The following is an 18,305-nucleotide window of genomic DNA, read 5'->3' on the forward strand; positions in this document are numbered from 1 at the left end:
CTCCATGCCGTGCCGATCGATGAGGGCCACAGCGCCCTCATGCGACGATTGCAGTCCTGTTCGACGCCCTTGTATTATTGAGAACGATTCACACTCACATCTCGGCGGCCAATGGTGCACTCATCTGCGAGCAACAAGCTGGGCTTCTTTTTCAGTGACCATCACCGGTGGCTGCTGCAACACATTCAAAAACGCCTGGGCAACCGTGCCGACGCCGAAGACACCGCCGCGGATACCTTCTGCCAGTTGCTCAGCGCCCAGGTCGACCCGGACAGCATCGAACAACCCCGGGCCTACCTGTCCACCATCGCCCGGCGCCTGGTGTTCGACCGGCATCGGCGGCGCCAGCTGGAACAGGCCTACCTGCAGCGCCTGAGCGCCCTGCCGGAATTGCTCGCGCCCTCCCCCGAAGAACAACTGCTGCTGATCGAGGCCCTGGTGGCGATCGATCGTGCGCTGGATGGCCTGCCGATGGTCGTCAAGACCGCCTTCCTCTACAGCCAGCTCGATGGCCTGAGCTATGTGGCGATCGCCGACAAGCTGCAGTTGTCCGAACGCACTGTCAGCCGCTACATGAAACAAGCCCTGCGCCAGTGTTACCTGAGTGAGCTTGCACTGTGAGCCGGCAACGCCTGGACCCGGTGGTCGAGCAGGCCATCGACTGGATGGTGCGCCTGCGTGCCGGCGAAGCCGACCCACGCCTGGAGCATGAACTGGCCACCTGGCTGGCCAACGATGCCGCCCATGCCCAAGCCTGGAAGCAACTGCAAGCCAGGCTGGGAACTTCATTCAATACCTTGCGCGCCCTCGACCAGCGCCTGCCGGGACAAGCGGGCGAAGCACGACAATTGCTGCTCAGCCCCCATGCCTCGCGCCGGCAACTGCTGCGTGGGCTGGCCGGGCTCGGCCTACTGGGCGGCGGCCTGTGGCTGGGTGCCCGGACGCAAGTTGGTGAAACCCTGCTGGCGGACTTCAGTACCGGCCGGGGCCAACGCCGGGATTTCATCCTGCCCGATGGCAGCCGCCTGAGCCTGGATGCCGAAAGCTCCGTGGACCTGAGCTTCAACCACCAGCAACGGCTGGTGCTCCTGCGTCACGGGCAACTGCTAATCCAGGTGGCCAGGGACCCCTCGCGCCCCCTACTCGTGCGTACCCTGCAAGGCCAGGTCCAGGCCCTGGGCACGCGCTTCCTGGTGAGCCAGGAAGCCGATGCCAGCCGGGTCGTGGTACAGGAACATTCAGTGCGCCTGCGCTTGCGCACCGGCCCAGTACAGGACCTGCAACAGGGCCAGGCCGCGCTGCTGCATCCTGGGCGGATCGAGCTGCTGGCGCAGGACCAGGCATACCGTGGCGACTGGCTCAACGGCCGCCTGAGCGTGCTGGACGACTCCCTGGAGCAGGTCATTGCCGCGCTGCGTCCCTACTGCCGGGGCTTTGTCCGAGTCAGCCAGGCGGTCAGCCAACTGCGCGTCCAGGGGGTATTTCCCCTGGATGATCCGGAACGCGCCCTCGACGCGCTGGCCCAGACCCTGCCCATCCGCATCGAGCGCTACAGCCCTTGGCTCACGTTGATCCAGCCACGAAGTTGAGAGTGGATATTTTTTAAAAATAACTCTCATTCGTGTCTGGTTTTGACTTTTCGTCCCACCTATCTCCTGACACTTCAACGCAATCAGGAGAATTTCGTGCGCAACCCTTGGTTCCATGCCATGCCCGTCGCCATCGCCGTGACTGCCCTGAGCGGTCCCGCCCTGGCCCAGGAGCAGTCCCGTCCCTTCAACCTGCCAGCCGGCCCGCTGGCGGTGACGCTCAATGCCATTGCCGGCCAGAGCGGCGTCGTGTTGTCCCTGGACCCAGGCCTGGTCTCGGGCAAGCAGGCGCCAGCAGTGAACGGCACGATGACGCCGGCCCAGGCCATGCGCGCCGCCTTGGTCGATAGCGGCTTGCAACTGCGGCTCACCGCCAGTGGCCACTTCAGCGTCGAACCGCTCCCCGCCGGTAGCGCCGGGGTACAACTGGGCATGACCGACATCGTCGAGAGCGGGTTCGACAGCGCCACCACCGAAGGCTCCAACTCCTACGCCACACGCGCCGTAACCATCGGCAAGGGCCAACACAGCCTGCGAGAAATCCCGCAATCGGTCACGGTCATGACCCGCAAGCAACTGGATGACCAGGGCTTGACCGACCTCAAGGCCGCCGCCAACCAGACCACCGGCCTGGTGGGTGTGCAAGGGGTGGGCAAAGGCATGATCCTGTCGTCGCGGGGCTTCCAGATCGACGATTGGCAATACGATGGCGTGCCGATTCCGCGCAACACCTACTCGCTGGGCAACTGGGCGACCCAGGACCTGATTTTCTTCGACCGCCTGGAAGTGTTGCGCGGCGCCTCCGGCCTGCTGCAGGGCACCGGCAGCCCGGGGGGCGCGATCAACCTGGTGCGCAAGCGCGGCCAGGACGCCCCGACCGTGACCCTGACCGGCAAGGCCGGGTCCTGGGACCACTATGGCCTGCAACTGGATGCCGGCGGCCCGCTGAACGATGCCGGCACGGTACGCGGGCGGATGGTGCTAGACGAAGACCAGAGCGGTTCGTTCATCGACAAGCAGTGGAGCAAGACCCATTCCCTGTACGGTGCCCTGGACTTCGACTTCAGCGACGACACTACCCTGGGCCTGGCGGTGAGCCGCTCGGAAGCCGAATCACGGCCGATGATCCGTGGCCTGCCACGACACGCCGATGGCAGCCCGGTCGACGTGCCCCGCTCGACCTACAGCGGTGCCCGCTGGAACCATTCGCAGATCAACGTCACTACCCTGTACGCCGACCTGGAGCATCGCTTCAACCAGGACTGGACGTTCAAGGTCGGCGCCGTGCGCATGAGCGAAGACAACGACTCGACCCAGCAGCGCACCCAGACCATCGCCGACGGCCTCGATGCCGACGGCAGCGGCGTGCAGTACGCCGACTGGGTCACCGATTTCGACAACACCAAGATCGGCCTGGACATGAACCTCACTGGACGCTTCGAGGGCCTGTCCATGGAGCAGGAGGTGACCCTGGGCGGCAACTACTCGAAGATGACCAGCGACGACGTGTTTGCCCGCACCTTCAACAATGGCGGCAACATCTTCGCCATCGAGCATGACCGGCCGCCCATCAGCTACGACAGCCTGCTCAATACTCCCGGTGGCCGTGCCACCCACAGCCGCTACGACATCCGCCAGAAAGGCCTGTACGGCAGTTGGCGGATCAAGCCGGTGCAGGACTTGACCCTGGTGCTGGGCTCGCGTGTGAGCTGGTACGACTATCGCTACGATGCCACCGATTACCAAGCCATCACGCGCAAGGCCACGGTGCAGTCGCCGAGCACCATGACCGACACCGGCGAAGTCACGCCCTACGCCGGTTTCATCTATGACTTGAGCCGCCAGTGGTCGCTCTACGCCAGCTACACCGATGTGTTCGAACCCCAGAACTCACGCACCGCCAGCGGTTCGGTGCTGCAACCGGTGATCGGCACCAACTATGAAGTAGGACTCAAGGGCGAATTGCTCGATGGCCAGGTCAACACGTCCCTGGCGCTGTTCCGCTACGACCAGAAGAACCGCGCCGTCCAGGACAAGGCCTCGGGTTTTGCCTGCGATGGCTGGTACTGCTCCACCGCCTCGGGCCAGGTGCGCAGCCAGGGCCTGGAAGCCGAAGTCAGTGGCGAAGTGCTGGATCGCCTGCAACTGGCCGCGGGCTACACCTACAACACCACCAAGATCCTCAAGGACCCACAGGAACAGGGGCGGACCTTCAGCACCTGGACCCCAAAACACATGCTGCGGGTGTGGGGCGACTATCGCCTGGACGGCGAGTGGAGCAAGGTCAGCACCGGCCTGGGCTTCACCAGCCAGAGCCATACCCTGGGTTACGAGCGAAGCTACAAGGTACCGGGCTACACCGTCTGGAACGCTCGTATCGCCTACCAGCTCAACGACCAGGTCAGCCTGGCGCTCAATGCCTACAACTTGTTCGACAAGCACTACTACATCTCTGGCTATAACCAACTGGATGGCAACAATAGCTTTGGCGACCCGCGCAACTTCATGCTCAGCGTGAAATACACGCCGCAGTTCTAAAGCGCGCCAACGCAGCGCCCGAAGCGCATTCGGGCGCTGCGCGCCAGGCTCGGCTTTTGTATGATCGCGCTCCCGTTTCCCCCCATAAAGGACGCTGTACTTGACCATGGACATCCAGAGCATCCAGGACCGACTGGCCAAACCGGCGCTGAAGTTCACCGCCGGCGGTTTTCGCCCCAGCCATAGCGATGAAGAGAGTTGGCTGGGCCGAGTCTTCCTGTTTCGCGAAGAAGAAGAGCTGCCAATCAACAGCGCGGGGGAAATCCTGCTGCCCTTCGCCCAGTTCCACCTGCCCTCCCTGCCCTTTCGCAGCCCGCATTTGCAAGGAGTCAAGGTACTCACGGTGTTCATCGCCAACCCCTTTCCCGATGAGCTCGAGCCCATGGGCGAGCGCTGGCTGGTACGCGAATACCGTGACGAGGACGTATTGGTGCGCAAGGAACTGACGGCCGAGAAGGCCTTTCTCAAGCCCTTCCCGCTCAAGGCCGAGGTGGTGCCCGCCGACTACCCGCTGTGGGACGGTGGCGGCGTGCCCCGGGACCTGGAGCTGGAAATCCTCGAACTGGAACGTTCCGGCCGCATCGAGTGCTACTACGACCTGACCACCCACTGCTACGAACACAAGCTGGGGGGCTATCCATCGTTCTGCCAGTCGGGGGTCGACCCGGGCGAAGGCTTCGAGTTCGTGATGCAGATCTCCTCCGACGCCAAGATCAATCTCAACGTGGTGGACAGTGGCAGCCTGATGTTCTGGAAGCACCGGGACAGCGGCGAATGGGCGCTGTACTACGACTTCTACTGAGGCGCTTCGGCTGACGCCGATTTCATCCGCCAATGGGTGAAAAGCCCTGGCGGCGAGTGCATCATGGGCGCGTCCGATTCCTGGGAGACCTTCATGTCCATGCGCTCATTGCTGTTGCCCGTTGCCACCCTGTCCCTGGCCCTGCTGGGCCCGGCCGGGGCCATGGCCGACGACCAGGCGCAGCTGATCGAGGCAATCAACGCCTACCGCAGCCAGCCGCAACGCTGCGCCAACCAGGCCTCGTCCGAACTGCCGCCGCTGGCCAGCGACCCGCGCCTGATCCTGCCGGTGGACAACGTCGGCGACCTGCAGCAGGCCCTGGCACGGGCGGCGTACCCCATGGTCAACGTCCAGGCCATCAGCCTCTCCGGCCCGCGTGATGCCCAGGCGGCGATGCAGGCGATCCGCGAGAGTTTCTGCCAGGTGGTGCTGGATCCGCAGTTCGTCGATATCGCGGTCAATCGCCAGGCCGCCCAGTGGCGCATCGTCCTCGCCCGCCCATTGCTCTCGGCGCGCCTGGGCGACTGGCAGGCCGAGGGCCAGCAATTGCTGGCGCAGATCAACAACGCCCGCAGCCAGGCACGGCAATGCGGCGGCCAGGGTTTTGCCGCCACCGCGCCGCTGACCTGGAACGCCACCCTGGGCAGCACCGCCCAGGAACACAGCCGGGCCATGGCCAATCAGAACTACTTCGACCACAAGGACCACGATGGCCGCACCCCAGGCGACCGTGCGGAACTGGCAGGTTACGCCGGCCAGCAAGTGGGCGAGAACATCGCCGCTGGCCAGGACAGCGTGCGCAAGGTGCTGGACGGCTGGCTGGCCAGCCCCGGGCACTGCGCCAACCTGATGAACCCCGGCTACCAGGAACTGGGCGCGGCCTACGCGGTGGACCCGAAAAGCGATGCAGGCATCTACTGGACCGCGATGTTCGGCGCGCCTTGAGCGTGCATGCCCCCCCTGAACGAAAACGCCCCGACAAGTCGGGGCGTTTGCATTGCAGCCAGGAAAACGTCACTGATTGACCGCCATCTGCCCGGCATCCTCCTGGGTCACCAGGGCCTTGAGCGAGACGTCGAATTGTTTCAGGGCATCGAGTTGCAAATCGGTCTGCTGGTTGATCTGGGCAGCGATTTCCGGGGCCGCCTTGCCCCGTACCCAGACTGAAGGCATGTCCTTGGCCCGAACCCCTTCGGCCTGGCCGATGTACTGCAGGTTGGAGTCGTAGAACTTGGCGATGAAGCGCGCCTCCACTCGATTGTTGCGCTTGGTCACCAACTGGTTGTAGGTGTCGAGCATTACCACCACATCGGGATGGGCCTGGACCACGGCATCGAGGTTGTCGTAGACGGTCACCGCAGCAAAGTGCTTGTTCAGCGACGCCATCAGCCAGTTGATCGCCAATTTCGGATCGGAACTGTCGACGAAGGCCTGGCTGATACGAGGATCGAGACCGGCGTTCTTCGCGCCGTTGAGCGCCACCGAATGGTAGTGCTCGAGGTACTCGAGGGTATTGAGGGTGTTTTCGCTGTACAGCACGCCGACCGACCGGGCCCGCTGCAGGTTGGCGCCGCTGTCGGCCATGGGCAGGAAATGGCAGGCCATGTCATCGCCAGCCAGAGCCATCGCTGGAGTACCGGTTCCCGAGAGCAAGACGACGACAAGGGCCAACAAAGTCGAGATTCTCATCGGGTATTTCCTTCTGCAGCAAAAACGGTGTAAGCGCTATCTTCCTCCTTTGCAGGAAAAACGGAACCTCCACTTTTTGATGATAACTATCGATCACGGCAATGATGTAGAGCATCAATCCAGATACTGGTTGGCATGAATGAAACTCAATCAGGAGAGACAGCTTTACCACCAGTCTCGATGCTGGATAATGGCAAGCGGCCATACAGGCCTTTCAGCCCGTTTGGAAATCAATGGTCACAATCTACAGATAACCGCCGTCAGGGATGCACGATCCGGCCTATAACAAGGAGTTAGTACCGTTTATGTCTGTACAAGATTCACTCACGCCTCCGACTCGAACCCAGAAACTGACCTCATTGATCACTCGCGGCATGGCCGGCCTAGGGGTCGTACTGAGCGGTCTGTGGGCCTTGATCACCTATGCAGTACCCGACCCCAGCGTATTTGGCTTCAGCTTTGTAAGCTGGAAGAACGTGGTGTTGTTGGTCAGCACTTTTCTGTTCCTGGCGGCCGTTTCCCTAGCCTGGCAAATGCGCAACCTCACTCCTGTGCTCAGGGGAACGTTGCAGTTTGGCTTGGCATGTGTCCTTTCCCTTGGATTCTTCATTCTCGGAACCGAATATGCCAAACCGTCGTTCGAGTTTGCGAAGCTACAAGCCAAGATTGTCGAAAACGAGGGAAACAATCTCCTGGGTCGACGTATTGAAGTGCTGGATAACGTGCGTTTCGAGTTGGACAGCTGTGAAAACATTGGACGCCTGCCGACCTGCACATTTGAACTAACCAACCTCAACGTTGATCGTACTTTGCGTTTCGACAGCGAAACTCGCCTATTCGACGAATCCGGAGGACCATTGGCATTCAATGCAATTCGCGTCGGACAAGTCGAATCATCGAGCTGGCAGCCCTTCCAATTAATTCGCAATGTGCCAACTCGGGTCACACTGATTTTCCAGCAAAGCAACAACAAAATGACCAGGACACCAGCCATAAAACTGGTATTTCGCGATGACAACAGCGAACCATTGACTCTGAAGTTCAGCGATGTGGTGATTCAATAAGCTTGCTGCGCTCACAGGCCCAGTACCATCGAAAGAGTCCCCATGGCCCCATCCCCCCTGCAAACCCTGCGCGAAACCATCAGGCAGCAGCCGATCAGCCCGGCCCCGGCGCCCTGGGTACTGGTCACCCGGCGCGCCGCCGGCAGCCTGCTGGAAGTCGGCTTCGATCGTGATCGGGAATTGCTGCTGGTGACTTCCAGTGCCGGGCGCAGTGTCATCGACTGCGAGACTGGCGAGAAGATCGCCCGGGACTATACCGAGGAAGTCGAAAGCGATCGCTACCTCGAGGCCGAGGGCATCGGCCCCCTGGCGGGTCGGCGCATCGCCATGTCCGGAATCAATGGTGGCAGCCTGCCCTTGGGCAGCGACGATGGCTGGGCGGTGCACAATGTGCCCCTGGCGTGGCCCGAACAACACTTGTTGCTGGTCGAGCCGGGTTCCTGGCTCTACGGCGCCCAGCACAACCGCCCGGCGACCTTCCACAAGCTGGCCATCGAGCATGAGTGCCGGGCCTTTGGCTTTTCCTACAGCGGCCGGAGCCTGGTGATCGCCTCGTCCTGTGACCTGGTGGTCTACCACCGACCGCTCTAGCCGGCCCTTGCGACGCGTGTCGCAGAGAATTTACCGGCAGTTTTTCCTGTAGAATCCAGCCCTCTTTCCCCGACGAGTCCAAGCCATGGATGCCCACTCGATACTCGCCTATACCCTGGTCGCCGCCATTGCCATCGCCAGTCCTGGCCCGGCCACCCTGGTAGCGCTGCACAACAGCGTGACCTACGGCGCCAAGTCCACCCTGTGGTCATCCCTGGGCAATATCAGTGGCCTGTTCTGCATGTCTGCGGCAGCCATGCTGGGCCTGGGGGCGCTGATCGCCAGTTCCGAATGGGTATTCAACGCCGTGAAGATCCTCGGCGCCGGTTACCTGTTCTACCTCGGTGCCAAGCAGTTGCTGAGCAAGAGCCCGTTGCTCAGCGCCAGCAGCCCGGATGACCAGGGCGTCAGCGCCCCGCCACGGTTCAAACTGTTCAAGTCGGCGTTCCTGACCGCCGCCACCAACCCCAAGGCGACCATCTTCTTCACCGCGCTGTTCCCGCAGTTCATAGACCAGCATGCCGCCCTGCTGCCGCAGTTCTTCATCCTGACCCTGATCTTCATGGCGCTGTCGCTGACATCGCTGAGCATCTACGCCCTGCTGGCCTCCAGGGCCAAAGGCGTGCTGACCCGTCCGGCATTGTCCAAATGGGTCAACCGGGTGGTGGGCTCCACGTTCATCTTCTTCGGCAGCACCATCCTGGCCATGCGCCGGCAAGGGGTGTAGCCAGCGCGCCGAAGACAGGCCAGCCCCTTCAACCCTGCTTTTTGCGCAGGGCCTTGAGCCGGGTACTGGCCCGTTGCACGGCGGCCATCTTCTCCGGGCGTTTCATGCGTTTCCACTTGCGGATATCGTCCTTGGTGCGTCCGCAACTCACGCACAAGTCGCCGCTGAGCTGGCACAGAGCAATACAGGGGTTGTCGATTTCCTTGGCCATCTCAGCCCCGCCCCGGTCGCAGGCGCGCCAGGCGCCGGGTCCAATCACCACCACTGATCCGCTGGCACTGTTCTTCGCTGTCGAAGAACACATGGCCTGCCACCGGTTCAAGGGTGACGCCGGCATCCGCCAGCGCCTGGGCCGTGAGTTCGATCATCCACGGCCCCTCTCCTGCCGCCAGGGCTCGCTCCTTGTCGGCCTGGGCAGCGAACACCCAAACCACCACCAGGCTGGCGGGAAACACCGCGTAGTCCACTTCGTGGGTCAACCAGGAAAAACCTTCGAGGCGGATCTTGGCCGCTTCGCAGGCTTCGGTGAGGGTAGTGGCCAGCAAGCGCTCCATGGCGGCTTGCTGGCGTTTGGTCAGTGGCATGGCGCAGTCTTGGATCCGTGGCGAAAAAGGCCGCACACAATACCGCAAGTCACCAGGCCAGGACGCGGTTTGCGCAAGTCAGATCTTGCTGCCCAAGGCGGTGGACAGCTGCGGATCATGCCCGTAGATGTCCGGTGCGTACAGCAACTGCCCATGGCTGTCGGCCTGCACCGTCCAGTAGGTGAGCAGGATCGGTACCGGCTTGGCCAGGCGGAACTCGTGGGTCAAGCCGGTGGCCAGCAAATCGTTGGTACGTAGGCGCTCCGCCGGGCTGAGCAGCCAGTCGCGCAGCTGCAACGCCTGCTCCACCCGCACGCAGCCCGAGCTGAAGGCCCGCGGCCCCTTGCTGAACAGCGCCTGGCTCGGCGTGTCGTGCAGGTATACCGAGAACGGGTTGGGAAAACGGATGGCGATGCGCCCCAGGGGATTACGCGGCCCGGCACCCTGGCGCAGGAGGATGTTGCCCGGACGATCCCAGTCGATGTCCTCGGCGGCCAGGGGTTGGCCATTGGCGTCCAGCACCTGCAGGTTCTGGCGATTGAGGAAACCCTGGTCACGGCGGATCTGCGGCAGCTTGTCTTCCTTGAGAATGGTCGGCGGCACGGTCCAGGTCGGGTTCAGGGTCAGGCGCGTGACCTGGGACTTGAGCAACGGAGTCTGGCGCTCGGCGCGACCGACCTGGGTGCGGGTCTGCCAGACCAGCGCATCGTGCTGGTAGAAACTCAACTGCGCCGCAGCGACGTTGACCAACACGATGTTCGGCTCGAAGTCCCGGGCCAGCCAACGCAGGCGTTCGAGGTTGATGCGCAACTGCTCGCGACGCAGGGCCGGGCTGACGTTCATCTCCTTCAGGGTGCCAGCCCCCACCACGCCGTCGGACTGCAACGAGTGGCTGAGCTGGAAACTCTTCACCGCGCTCACCAGATCGTCGCTGTAGATGTTGTCGGCATTGACCTTGGGGCTGGCCAGGAAACCGCCGTGGTACAGGCGCAGGGCCAGGTCCGGAACGCGCTTGTCCTCCATGTGCGGGCGCAACAGCGGGCCGCCGGCCACGTCCTGCCAATGGGGCAAGGGCTGTTGCCGCTCATGGGCATAGGCCCGGCGCAGGTTGCGGTACTGCTCGAGGTTGGGCCGTGCCCGCTCGAATACCGCACCGAGGTCATCCAGCCCCGGCCCGGCAATGGCCAGCAACACGCCCTGGCGATCGTCCGGCAACGGCTGGGCCCGCCACAATGGCTCGAAGCGGGTCTGCGACAGGCGCCCGTAATGCAGGTCCTGCAGGGCTTGCAGGTACTGGTGGCTGATATCGATGTCACGGCACAGGCCATCGCCCCCCGCGCTCGCTGGCGGCAGGCGATAGCGCCCAGGGTCCAGGCCGTCATCGACCAAGCCCGCCAATTGCGCCTGCAGTTGTTCCAGGCGGGCCCCGGTCGACCACACCGGTTGCTCGCCCTGCTCGCGATAGAACGCCTGCAACAGTTGCTGCGTCGGCAGGTCCAGGCGCTGGGCCAGTGCCGGGCAGGCCAGGGCCGGCTGGGCCAGCGCCCCCGACAGGGGGCTCGCCGGCACCTGGGGCAAGTCCTCGGCCAGCGCGACCAATGGCGCAGCGAGCAGCCACAAGCTCAAGTAACATGCGTGTTTTTTGAACAACTGCTTTACTCCAATCCATTGCCCTCAGGCTGAGGGCCAAGCGTTACGGCAGATGCAGAGAACAATCAGGCCTGGGAATTAAACATATAGACCAGACTGCCGGGGAGACAGGACGTCAGGAGCCAAAGTGACCATGGGGATGTTTTAGACATGTTGACCTTCTTGTGCCGATTCTGCCTGGCGGCCCTTGCCCTGGGCGCCATTTGCAGTCCTTCCTTCGCTTCCAGCAAACCTCGCCCCACCACCAGCCCGACGCTGTACGCCAGCCTCGCCCACGCCGCCCCGGACCTCAACCCCCAGGCCCTTAAAAGCGCCCTGAGCGCCATGCAGTGCGCGGTCAGCAGCGGTGCCCGGCAAGCCCGGCACCTGGCAGTGATCGACTACTCCCAGCCCTCCACCGCCCGGCGCCTGTGGATCTTCGATCTGCGCAGCAAGAAGCTGGTGCTGCGCGACCTGGTGGCCCACGGGCAAAAATCCGGGGAAAACTTCGCCACGCAATTCTCCAACCGCCTGGGCAGCTACCAGTCCAGCCTGGGCCTGTTCCGCACCCAGGAAAGCTACGAAGGCAGCCATGGCTACTCGCTGCGCATGGATGGCCTGGAGCCGGGCTTCAACGACCGAGCCCGTGACCGCGACATCGTGATCCATGCCGCCGACTACGTGAATCCCTTGTGGAGCCAGCGCCAGGGCCGCATCGGCCGCAGCCAGGGCTGCCCGGCCGTGCGTCCGCAGGTGGCGCGCCAGGTCATAGACAAGCTCAAGGACGGCCAGTTCATGTTCTCCTGGTATCCCGACCAGCGCTGGCTCAAATCCTCGGCCTACCTCAACTGCCAGCCGCGCCAGGTGGCGAGCATCCTCGGCGCCAACGGCGGCTGAAGCCGCCGGCACTTGCACGAAGCAACGAGGGCGAGCTACCGTCGCGGTCCGTCCTCTGTCGCTCGCCCCCATGCCTAGATTCCTGCTCCACGGCCCCGGCCCTCGCCCGGCCTTCTACCTGGTCGCCGAACACCTGTGGGGCACCGGGTGCAATGTCGATTCCGATGGCGACAGTCGCAGCGCGGCCGATGACCAGTGGACGGAGCTGACCCTGATCCTGCGGGCCGACAGCACGCAGCGCCTGCACATCGACCCGCTATCCACGACGCCCCTGGTCCTGGCCATCAACGCCTCCCGGATCGAGCTGGGGCGACAGGCCGGAGAGTTTCTCCAGGCTCGTTGCGGCGGCACCCTGGAGCTCCAGGCAGGGCACTGAACTCGCAGCGACCCACTCCCGTCATTTTCTTTCTCCAGCCAAGGCAGGCCTAGCATGACCCCACCCGATATCGACTTCGTCGCCAGTTTCATTCCCGATCCCCTCGCGCTGTTCGAGCAGCTCAAGGCCTCGGTGTCCTGGGACGAGCGCATGCGCGCGCGCAAGACTGCCAGCTTCGGCCTGCCCTACGACTATTCGCAGATCAGCTACCCGGCGGTACCCATGCCCGAGATACTGGAGCGGCTGTGCCCGGCCATCGAACAATTGCTGGGGTTTCGTCCCAATAATTGCCTGCTCAACTTCTACCCCGACGGCCAATCCTCCATGGGCTTTCATTCCGATGCCAACGAACAACTGGTGCCAGGCACCGGCGTGGTGGTGATTTCCCTGGGGCATGCGCGCAGCATGCTGTTCAAGCACAAGCAAAGTGGCCAGATCCACGAGTACAACCTGGGCGCCGGTTCGCTGCTGCACATGTCCGACGCCTTGCAGACCCAGTGGCTGCACGCGATTCCCAAGGCGCCGGGCGCCGGCGAGCGGATCAGCCTGTCGTTTCGCCAGCTCCAGGAGCGCTAGTGCTGGAGGCGGTCCGGATCGACCCTTGACTCGAATTGCAGCCCGTCGACAATGCCCGACTGTGCCCACCGCCCCTGTCGAGGCTCCATGCAGTTGATTCCCTGGTCCCACCCGTGCCGCGAAGGCTTCACCCTGCGCGGCCTGCGCTCCGTGCCCTCGGGCAAGCCATTGCTGCACTTTCTCCATGGCAATGGCTTCTGCGCCATGGCCTACCAACCGATGCTGGCGCTGCTGGCCGAGTCTTTCGACCTGTGGCTCAGCGACGTCCAGGGTCACGGCGACAGTGACCATGGAGGCCCTTTCCTGGGCTGGAACCGCACCGCGCAACTGGCCGCCGAAGCCTTCGAGGCCGGACAGGGGGACTACGGCGCAGTACCGCGCTACGCCCTGGGCCACAGCTTCGGCGCGGTACTGACCTGCCTGGTGCTGGCCGAGCGCCCGCAACTGTTCGCCAAGGCCGTGCTGCTCGATCCGGTGCTGTTCACCCCCTCGATGATCAGCTCGCTGCGGGTGCTGTCGGTGCTGGGCCTGAACCGCCGCCACAGTCTGGCGCGCAAGGCCGCCGCCCGTCGACGCCACTGGCCCGACCGCGTCGCGGCCCGGGCTGCCTTGGCCAACCGCGGGGTGTTCAAGGGCTGGAGCACCGAGGCCCTGGCCGCCTATATCGAGCACGGCCTGAAGGATGACGGCCAGGGCGTGGCGCTCAAGTGCGCCCCCGAGCGTGAAGTGGATATCTTCAGCTCCGTTCCCCGACGCCTGTGGCAGGCCCTGGGCCAGATCCGCACCCCGGCCCTGGCGATCCGCGGGCGCGACAGCTACCCCTATGTCGCCCGCTCGATCGAGCGCTGGGCCACCATCAACCGGCACCTGCATACCCAGGTGCTCGACGGCCACCATTGCTTCATGCAGGAACACCCGGCCGCCAGTGCCGAGGCGGTCGCGGGCTTCTTCCTGGAACAGACTGGCTGAATCCCTTCAGCAAACCGCCCGAAAGACATGTCATTGTGCTATCATCGGGCGGTTTTCCGGCTCGGGGACGTGCCCCCGCCTACACTGGATAACGCTCGCCAAAGGCGCCGCCAGATGCGCCTGGTGCCAGCCTTGTGTGCAAAAACGCCGACGGCGCCATGGAGCCTGCTCCATAGCGCGCCGCACCGATGCAACCGCGCGCTGCCCGCCGGTTGCGCTTTTTGCTGCCACAAGGAACACCGTCATGCTCTTGAGAACGATGAACATATCCCGCCGCGCAGGGCTCAGCTTCGCCCTGATCGCCTTGCTCGCACTGGGCCTGGGGGGCTTCTCGTTGCTGGAAATGCAGCGCATGAACCAGCAATCCCTTGAGGTCGACCAGAACTGGCAACCCTCCATCGTCGCCGCCAATGCCGTGGCCCTGACCAGCACCCAGATCCGCACCATCACCCTGCGCATGCTGGTGGTCCGTGAGGCCAGCGCCGTCCAGGCGCTGCTGGCCCGGGTCGAGCAGCTCGAACAGCAACTGGACCGCCAGCAGGCCACCTACGAACAACTGATCAGCGAACCCGAGGAACGGGCCGCCTACGAGCGTTACCTCAACGCCAGGGCGGCTTATGCGAAGGACCAGCACCAGGTGCTGGAACAGGTCCGCCAGGGCCACAAGGAAGCAGCGGTGAACATCGTCGACGGCGGATCGTTCCTGGTCAACGCCGACGCCATGCTCAAGGAGCTGTTGAGCATCATCGACATCAACACCCGGGGCGGGGTCGCCGCCGCCGAGAAAAGCAGCCAGGTGTTCCAGAGCGCCATCACCATGGTGGTGGTGATCCTGCTGGTGGTCGTGGCCCTGACCATCGCCCTGGCCCTGTTGCTCACCCGCAGCATCGTGCGTCCCCTGGGCCAGGCCCTGGGCGTGGCCGAGACCATCGCCAGCGGTGACCTGGGCCAGAGCATCGCCATCAGCGGCAAGGACGAACCGGCGCGCCTGCTGCAAGCCCTGCAGACCATGCAGGCCAGCCTGCGCAACACCCTGCAGCGCATCGCCGACTCCTCCAACCAGCTAGCCTCGGCCGCCGAGGAGCTGCATGCGGTGACCGATCATTCCAGCCAGACCCTGCACCAGCAAAGCGACGAAGTGGAACAGGCGGCTACCGCGGTCAACGAGATGACCGCCGCCGTGGAGGAAGTAGCGCGTAACGCCGTGAGCACCTCCGAGGCGTCCAAGGAAACCGACCGTACCGCCCACCATGGCCGCGAGCAGGTGCAGCACACCGTCGATTCCATCGGCCAGCTGGCCCAGGACGTGACCCAGACCTGCGAGCGGGTCGAACACCTGGCGGTGGATGTGCGCAACATCGGCCAGGTGCTGGAGGTGATCCGCTCCATCGCCGAGCAAACCAACCTGCTGGCCCTCAATGCCGCCATCGAAGCGGCGCGGGCCGGGGACGCCGGGCGTGGTTTCGCAGTGGTCGCCGACGAGGTGCGGGCCCTGGCCCATCGTACCCAGCAGTCGACCCAGGAAATCGAAAGCATGATCAACACCATCGAAGAAGGCACCGAGGGTGCGGTCAGCGCCATGCGCACCAGCAATGAACGGGCGCACCTGACCCTGGAGGCGGCGCAAGCCTCGGGGCTGGCCCTGGACCAGATCACCCAGGCCATCACCTCGATCAACGAGCGCAACCTGGTGATCGCCAGCGCCAGCGAAGAACAGGCCCAGGTGGCCCGCGAGGTGGATCGCAACCTGGTCAACATTCGCGACCTGTCGACCCAGACCTCGGCCGGCGCCAACCAGAGCAACGCCGCCAGCCAGGAACTGTCGCGCCTGGCGGTGGACCTCAACGGCCTGGTGAACCAGTTCAAGCTCTGAGGGACAGCCGCGAGTCGCGAGCGGCAAGCCTGTAGCTTGCCGCTTCAGAACGCATAGCGGGCGATCACCCTACGCACCTTGAGCAGCGCCTCGCGCAGCTCCGCCAGGCTCACCGAGCCCAGGGCCAGGCGAATGGCGTGGGGCACCGGACCGGCGCAAACGAAAGGCTCGGCCGTGGACACCGAGACCTTCTCGCGCAGCAGCGCCATGGCCACCTGGTCGGCCCGCACCTCCTCGGGCAATGGCAGCCAGAGGAAGTAGGAGCCGGGGTGGCCGAGGATCTCCAGCCCCGTCAACAACTCCCGCGCCAGGGCCTGGCGCTGGCGTGCGTCGGCGCGTTTCTCCTGCTCCAGGCGGGCCACGGTGCCGTCCTCGATCCAGGCACAGGCCATGGCGCTCATCACCCCGGGATTGCTCCAGGTGGTGGCGCGGATCGCCCGCTCCAGGGCCTGGGTCCAGGCCGCAGGCGCCACCAGGTAACCCACTCGCAAACCAGCCGCGACATTCTTCGAGAACCCCGACACATACAGGGTGAGGTCCGGGGCCAGGGCGGCCAGGGGCGGTGGCGGGTCCTCGGCGAGAAACCCATAGGCTCCATCCTCGATGATCAGCAGCCGCTGCTCCCGGGCGATCGCCACCAGGCGCTGGCGCCAGGCCAGGTCCAGGACCCAGCCCATGGGATTGTGCAAGGTCGGCATGGCATACACCGCCCGCACCCGCCGCTGCCGGCACAGGCGCTCGAAGGCCGCAAGATCCGGCCCCTGCGGCGTCAGTGGAATGGCCAGCAATTCCAGGCCATGGGCGTCCGCCACCACCTTGAAACCCGGGTAGGTCAGGGCATCGGTAGCCACCACATCGCCGGGCTTGAGCAATGCCATGGCGGCAATCGACAATCCATGCTGGGCGCCGCTGACCATCAGCACTTGCTCGCCCTCCACCACCAGCCCATGGCTGGCCAAGTAGCGCGCCACCAGGGCTCGCTCATGGGGCCGCCCGGCATGGGGCTGGTAGCGCAGCAAGGCCTCCAGGTCGCCACTGGAGGCCAACTGGCGCAAGGCGCCGCGCAGCAGTTCGGCCTGGCCAGGCAAGGATGGGTAGTTGAAGTTCAGGTCCAGGGTGCCGGCTGCGGTGGCCTGCTGGTCCACACCCTGCCCTGGCGGCAAGGCAGTCTCGCGGACAAAGGTGCCACGCCCGGTTTCACCGCTGACCAGCCCCATGGCCTCCAGTTCGGCATACACCCTGGATGCGGTGACCAGGGCCAGGCCTTCCCTTGCCGCCAGCTCGCGGTGGGTCGGCAGGCGGGTGCCGGGAGCCAGTACGCCACTGCGGATATCGCCGGCGAAGGCGTCGACCAATTGCTTGTAGCGGGCACGGGCCATAGGCGCTGTATCCATGACAATTTTTTGATTGTGCTGATTCTCACTCCTAGGATGGATCCGACGCAAGGCTTGGCGCAATGCCGACCTGAATTTGCCACTTCAAGCGAGATCCCCTCAATGGAACGGACATCGAACCTGCAATCCCCCGTACTGGAGAAAACCTCCAGCGGTTGGCTCAACGGCTTTCTCGGCGTGCTGATCTTCAGCGGCTCGCTGCCGGCGACCCGGGTCGCGGTCGCCGAGTTCGATCCGTTGTTCCTCACCGTCGCCCGCGCCACCATCGCCGGGATACTGGCCCTGGCGATCCTGCTGCTGTTCAAGGAACGGCGCCCGAGCAAGCAGCAACTGCTGCCCCTGGCGGTCGTCGCCCTGGGCGTGGTCCTGGGTTTCCCGCTACTGACCGCCCTGGCCCTGCAGTACGTGACCTCGGCCCACTCCATCGTGTTCCTCGGCCTGCTGCCGCTGGCCACCGCGGTGTTCGGGGTGATCCGTGGCGGCGAGCGGCCACGCCCGGTGTTCTGGCTGTTCTCGATCCTGGGCAGCTTGTTGGTGATGGGTTATGCCTTCGCCCAGGGCCTGACGGCTTCGCCCCAGGGCGATTTGCTGATGCTGCTGTCGGTACTGGTCTGCGGCCTGGGCTACGCAGAGGGTGCCAAGCTGTCGCGGACCCTGGGCGGCTGGCAGGTGATTTCCTGGGCGCTGGTGTTGTCGCTACCGCTGATGATCGCCCTGACTCTGTTCACCCTGCCGTCCACCTTCAGCGGCATCAGCCTGCCGGCCTGGACCAGCCTGGCCTATGTCTCGCTGTTCAGCATGCTGATCGGCTTTGTGTTCTGGTATCGCGGGCTGGCCCAGGGCGGGATCGCCGCCGTCGGCCAATTGCAGTTGCTGCAGCCCTTCTTCGGCCTCGGCCTGGCCGCCGGCCTGCTGCATGAACAGGTCAGCCTGGGCATGCTCGGGGTGACGATTGCAGTGATCCTCTGCGTCGTCGGCGCGCGCAAGTTCTCCAAATAGGCAACCTG

19 protein-coding genes are annotated in these 18,305 nt (G+C 64.3%); 14 read left to right on the forward strand and 5 right to left on the reverse strand.

What is annotated here, in order from left to right; translation table 11 throughout:
- The first annotated feature begins 111 nt into the window (after positions 1-111).
- The 5 genes from GDH07_RS16170 to GDH07_RS16190 all read left to right on the forward strand — a co-directional run bounded on the left by GDH07_RS16170 (position 112) and on the right by GDH07_RS16190 (position 5,874).
- Positions 112-621, forward strand: coding sequence for a sigma-70 family RNA polymerase sigma factor (locus GDH07_RS16170; RefSeq protein ID WP_152898172.1), 510 nt, complete (start codon positions 112-114; stop codon positions 619-621).
- Entirely contained in the window at positions 618-1,589 is a 972-nt protein-coding gene (locus tag GDH07_RS16175) for a FecR family protein (protein WP_343038259.1), read from the forward strand. The genes GDH07_RS16170 and GDH07_RS16175 overlap by 4 nt, the downstream gene beginning before the upstream one ends.
- A 96-nt stretch (positions 1,590-1,685) precedes the next feature.
- Positions 1,686-4,127, forward strand: coding sequence for a TonB-dependent siderophore receptor (locus GDH07_RS16180; protein ID WP_343038260.1), 2,442 nt, complete (start codon positions 1,686-1,688; stop codon positions 4,125-4,127).
- 106 nt (positions 4,128-4,233) lie between these two features.
- On the forward strand, positions 4,234-4,929 hold the full coding sequence (locus GDH07_RS16185; protein ID WP_152898328.1) for a DUF1963 domain-containing protein: 696 nt from the start codon (positions 4,234-4,236) through the stop codon (positions 4,927-4,929).
- Positions 4,930-5,022: 93 nt separating this feature from the next.
- Positions 5,023-5,874: a CAP domain-containing protein gene (locus GDH07_RS16190; RefSeq protein WP_152898173.1), complete on the forward strand. Its 852-nt coding sequence runs from the start codon at positions 5,023-5,025 to the stop codon at positions 5,872-5,874.
- 69 nt (positions 5,875-5,943) lie between these two features.
- Here GDH07_RS16190 and GDH07_RS16195 read toward each other — a convergent pair whose 3' ends face one another.
- Entirely contained in the window at positions 5,944-6,618 is a 675-nt protein-coding gene (locus GDH07_RS16195; protein WP_152898174.1) for an ATPase, read from the reverse strand.
- Between the two features lie 305 nt (positions 6,619-6,923).
- Between GDH07_RS16195 and GDH07_RS16200 the strand changes: the two genes are divergently transcribed.
- From GDH07_RS16200 to GDH07_RS16210, 3 genes are all read left to right on the forward strand, one after another.
- Positions 6,924-7,682, forward strand: a complete 759-nt coding sequence (locus GDH07_RS16200) for a hypothetical protein (RefSeq protein ID WP_152898175.1) — start codon at positions 6,924-6,926, stop codon at positions 7,680-7,682.
- A 42-nt stretch (positions 7,683-7,724) separates the two neighbouring features.
- Positions 7,725-8,273 (forward strand): hypothetical protein, encoded by a 549-nt coding sequence (locus GDH07_RS16205; RefSeq protein ID WP_152898176.1) that lies wholly within the window; start codon positions 7,725-7,727, stop codon positions 8,271-8,273.
- An 85-nt stretch (positions 8,274-8,358) separates the two neighbouring features.
- Positions 8,359-9,000, forward strand: a complete 642-nt coding sequence (locus GDH07_RS16210) for a LysE family translocator (protein WP_022643766.1) — start codon at positions 8,359-8,361, stop codon at positions 8,998-9,000.
- 28 nt (positions 9,001-9,028) lie between these two features.
- Here GDH07_RS16210 and GDH07_RS16215 read toward each other — a convergent pair whose 3' ends face one another.
- The 3 genes from GDH07_RS16215 to GDH07_RS16225 all read right to left on the reverse strand — a co-directional run bounded on the left by GDH07_RS16215 (position 9,029) and on the right by GDH07_RS16225 (position 11,234).
- Positions 9,029-9,211, reverse strand: a complete 183-nt coding sequence (locus tag GDH07_RS16215) for a DUF1289 domain-containing protein (protein WP_068586931.1) — start codon at positions 9,209-9,211, stop codon at positions 9,029-9,031.
- Position 9,212: 1 nt separating this feature from the next.
- Positions 9,213-9,584, reverse strand: coding sequence for a hypothetical protein (locus GDH07_RS16220; protein WP_022643764.1), 372 nt, complete (start codon positions 9,582-9,584; stop codon positions 9,213-9,215).
- Positions 9,585-9,662: 78 nt separating this feature from the next.
- Positions 9,663-11,234: a L,D-transpeptidase family protein gene (locus tag GDH07_RS16225; protein WP_152898177.1), complete on the reverse strand. Its 1,572-nt coding sequence runs from the start codon at positions 11,232-11,234 to the stop codon at positions 9,663-9,665.
- Positions 11,235-11,384: 150 nt separating this feature from the next.
- Between GDH07_RS16225 and GDH07_RS16230 the strand changes: the two genes are divergently transcribed.
- The 5 genes from GDH07_RS16230 (at position 11,385) to GDH07_RS16250 (ending at position 15,904) form a co-directional block, all read left to right on the forward strand.
- On the forward strand, positions 11,385-12,110 hold the full coding sequence (locus tag GDH07_RS16230) for a murein L,D-transpeptidase catalytic domain family protein (RefSeq protein ID WP_022643762.1): 726 nt from the start codon (positions 11,385-11,387) through the stop codon (positions 12,108-12,110).
- A 70-nt stretch (positions 12,111-12,180) separates the two neighbouring features.
- Entirely contained in the window at positions 12,181-12,486 is a 306-nt protein-coding gene (locus GDH07_RS16235) for a hypothetical protein (RefSeq protein ID WP_152898178.1), read from the forward strand.
- Between the two features lie 54 nt (positions 12,487-12,540).
- Positions 12,541-13,062 carry an alpha-ketoglutarate-dependent dioxygenase AlkB gene (locus GDH07_RS16240; protein ID WP_152898179.1) on the forward strand — a complete coding sequence of 174 codons (522 nt, stop codon included), beginning with the start codon at positions 12,541-12,543 and terminating at the stop codon, positions 13,060-13,062.
- 87 nt (positions 13,063-13,149) lie between these two features.
- Complete coding sequence (locus tag GDH07_RS16245) at positions 13,150-14,031, forward strand: alpha/beta fold hydrolase (RefSeq protein ID WP_152898180.1); 882 nt, start codon at positions 13,150-13,152, stop codon at positions 14,029-14,031.
- A 244-nt stretch (positions 14,032-14,275) separates the two neighbouring features.
- Entirely contained in the window at positions 14,276-15,904 is a 1,629-nt protein-coding gene (locus GDH07_RS16250; protein WP_031321505.1) for a methyl-accepting chemotaxis protein, read from the forward strand.
- A gap of 44 nt (positions 15,905-15,948) precedes the next feature.
- Here GDH07_RS16250 and GDH07_RS16255 read toward each other — a convergent pair whose 3' ends face one another.
- Complete coding sequence (locus tag GDH07_RS16255; RefSeq protein ID WP_022643756.1) at positions 15,949-17,283, reverse strand: aminotransferase-like domain-containing protein; 1,335 nt, start codon at positions 17,281-17,283, stop codon at positions 15,949-15,951.
- Between the two features lie 117 nt (positions 17,284-17,400).
- Here GDH07_RS16255 and GDH07_RS16260 point away from each other — a divergent pair, with 117 nt between their 5' ends.
- Positions 17,401-18,297, forward strand: coding sequence for a DMT family transporter (locus GDH07_RS16260; RefSeq protein ID WP_031321503.1), 897 nt, complete (start codon positions 17,401-17,403; stop codon positions 18,295-18,297).
- Positions 18,298-18,305: the final 8 nt, after the last annotated feature.

Origin of the sequence: Pseudomonas piscis, from assembly GCF_009380155.1 — a bacterium.
Taxonomy (GTDB): domain Bacteria; phylum Pseudomonadota; class Gammaproteobacteria; order Pseudomonadales; family Pseudomonadaceae; genus Aquipseudomonas; species Aquipseudomonas piscis.

Bases quoted from the DNA above. Each gene is read 5' to 3' on its own strand.
- GDH07_RS16215 (WP_068586931.1), bottom strand. From the start codon at position 9,211: ATGGCCAAGGAAATCGACAACCCCTGTATTGCTCTGTGCCAGCTCAGC.
- GDH07_RS16220 (WP_022643764.1), bottom strand. From the start codon at position 9,584: ATGCCACTGACCAAACGCCAGCAAGCCGCCATGGAGCGCTTGCTGGCC.
- GDH07_RS16190 (WP_152898173.1), top strand. From the start codon at position 5,023: ATGTCCATGCGCTCATTGCTGTTGCCCGTTGCCACCCTGTCCCTGGCC.
- GDH07_RS16185 (WP_152898328.1), top strand. From the start codon at position 4,234: ATGGACATCCAGAGCATCCAGGACCGACTGGCCAAACCGGCGCTGAAG.
- GDH07_RS16170 (WP_152898172.1), top strand. From the start codon at position 112: ATGGTGCACTCATCTGCGAGCAACAAGCTGGGCTTCTTTTTCAGTGAC.
- GDH07_RS16195 (WP_152898174.1), bottom strand. From the start codon at position 6,618: ATGAGAATCTCGACTTTGTTGGCCCTTGTCGTCGTCTTGCTCTCGGGA.
- GDH07_RS16260 (WP_031321503.1), top strand. From the start codon at position 17,401: ATGGAACGGACATCGAACCTGCAATCCCCCGTACTGGAGAAAACCTCC.
- GDH07_RS16240 (WP_152898179.1), top strand. From the start codon at position 12,541: ATGACCCCACCCGATATCGACTTCGTCGCCAGTTTCATTCCCGATCCC.
- GDH07_RS16255 (WP_022643756.1), bottom strand. From the start codon at position 17,283: ATGGCCCGTGCCCGCTACAAGCAATTGGTCGACGCCTTCGCCGGCGAT.
- GDH07_RS16250 (WP_031321505.1), top strand. From the start codon at position 14,276: ATGCTCTTGAGAACGATGAACATATCCCGCCGCGCAGGGCTCAGCTTC.
- GDH07_RS16200 (WP_152898175.1), top strand. From the start codon at position 6,924: ATGTCTGTACAAGATTCACTCACGCCTCCGACTCGAACCCAGAAACTG.
- GDH07_RS16245 (WP_152898180.1), top strand. From the start codon at position 13,150: ATGCAGTTGATTCCCTGGTCCCACCCGTGCCGCGAAGGCTTCACCCTG.
- GDH07_RS16210 (WP_022643766.1), top strand. From the start codon at position 8,359: ATGGATGCCCACTCGATACTCGCCTATACCCTGGTCGCCGCCATTGCC.
- GDH07_RS16205 (WP_152898176.1), top strand. From the start codon at position 7,725: ATGGCCCCATCCCCCCTGCAAACCCTGCGCGAAACCATCAGGCAGCAG.
- GDH07_RS16235 (WP_152898178.1), top strand. From the start codon at position 12,181: ATGCCTAGATTCCTGCTCCACGGCCCCGGCCCTCGCCCGGCCTTCTAC.
- GDH07_RS16230 (WP_022643762.1), top strand. From the start codon at position 11,385: ATGTTGACCTTCTTGTGCCGATTCTGCCTGGCGGCCCTTGCCCTGGGC.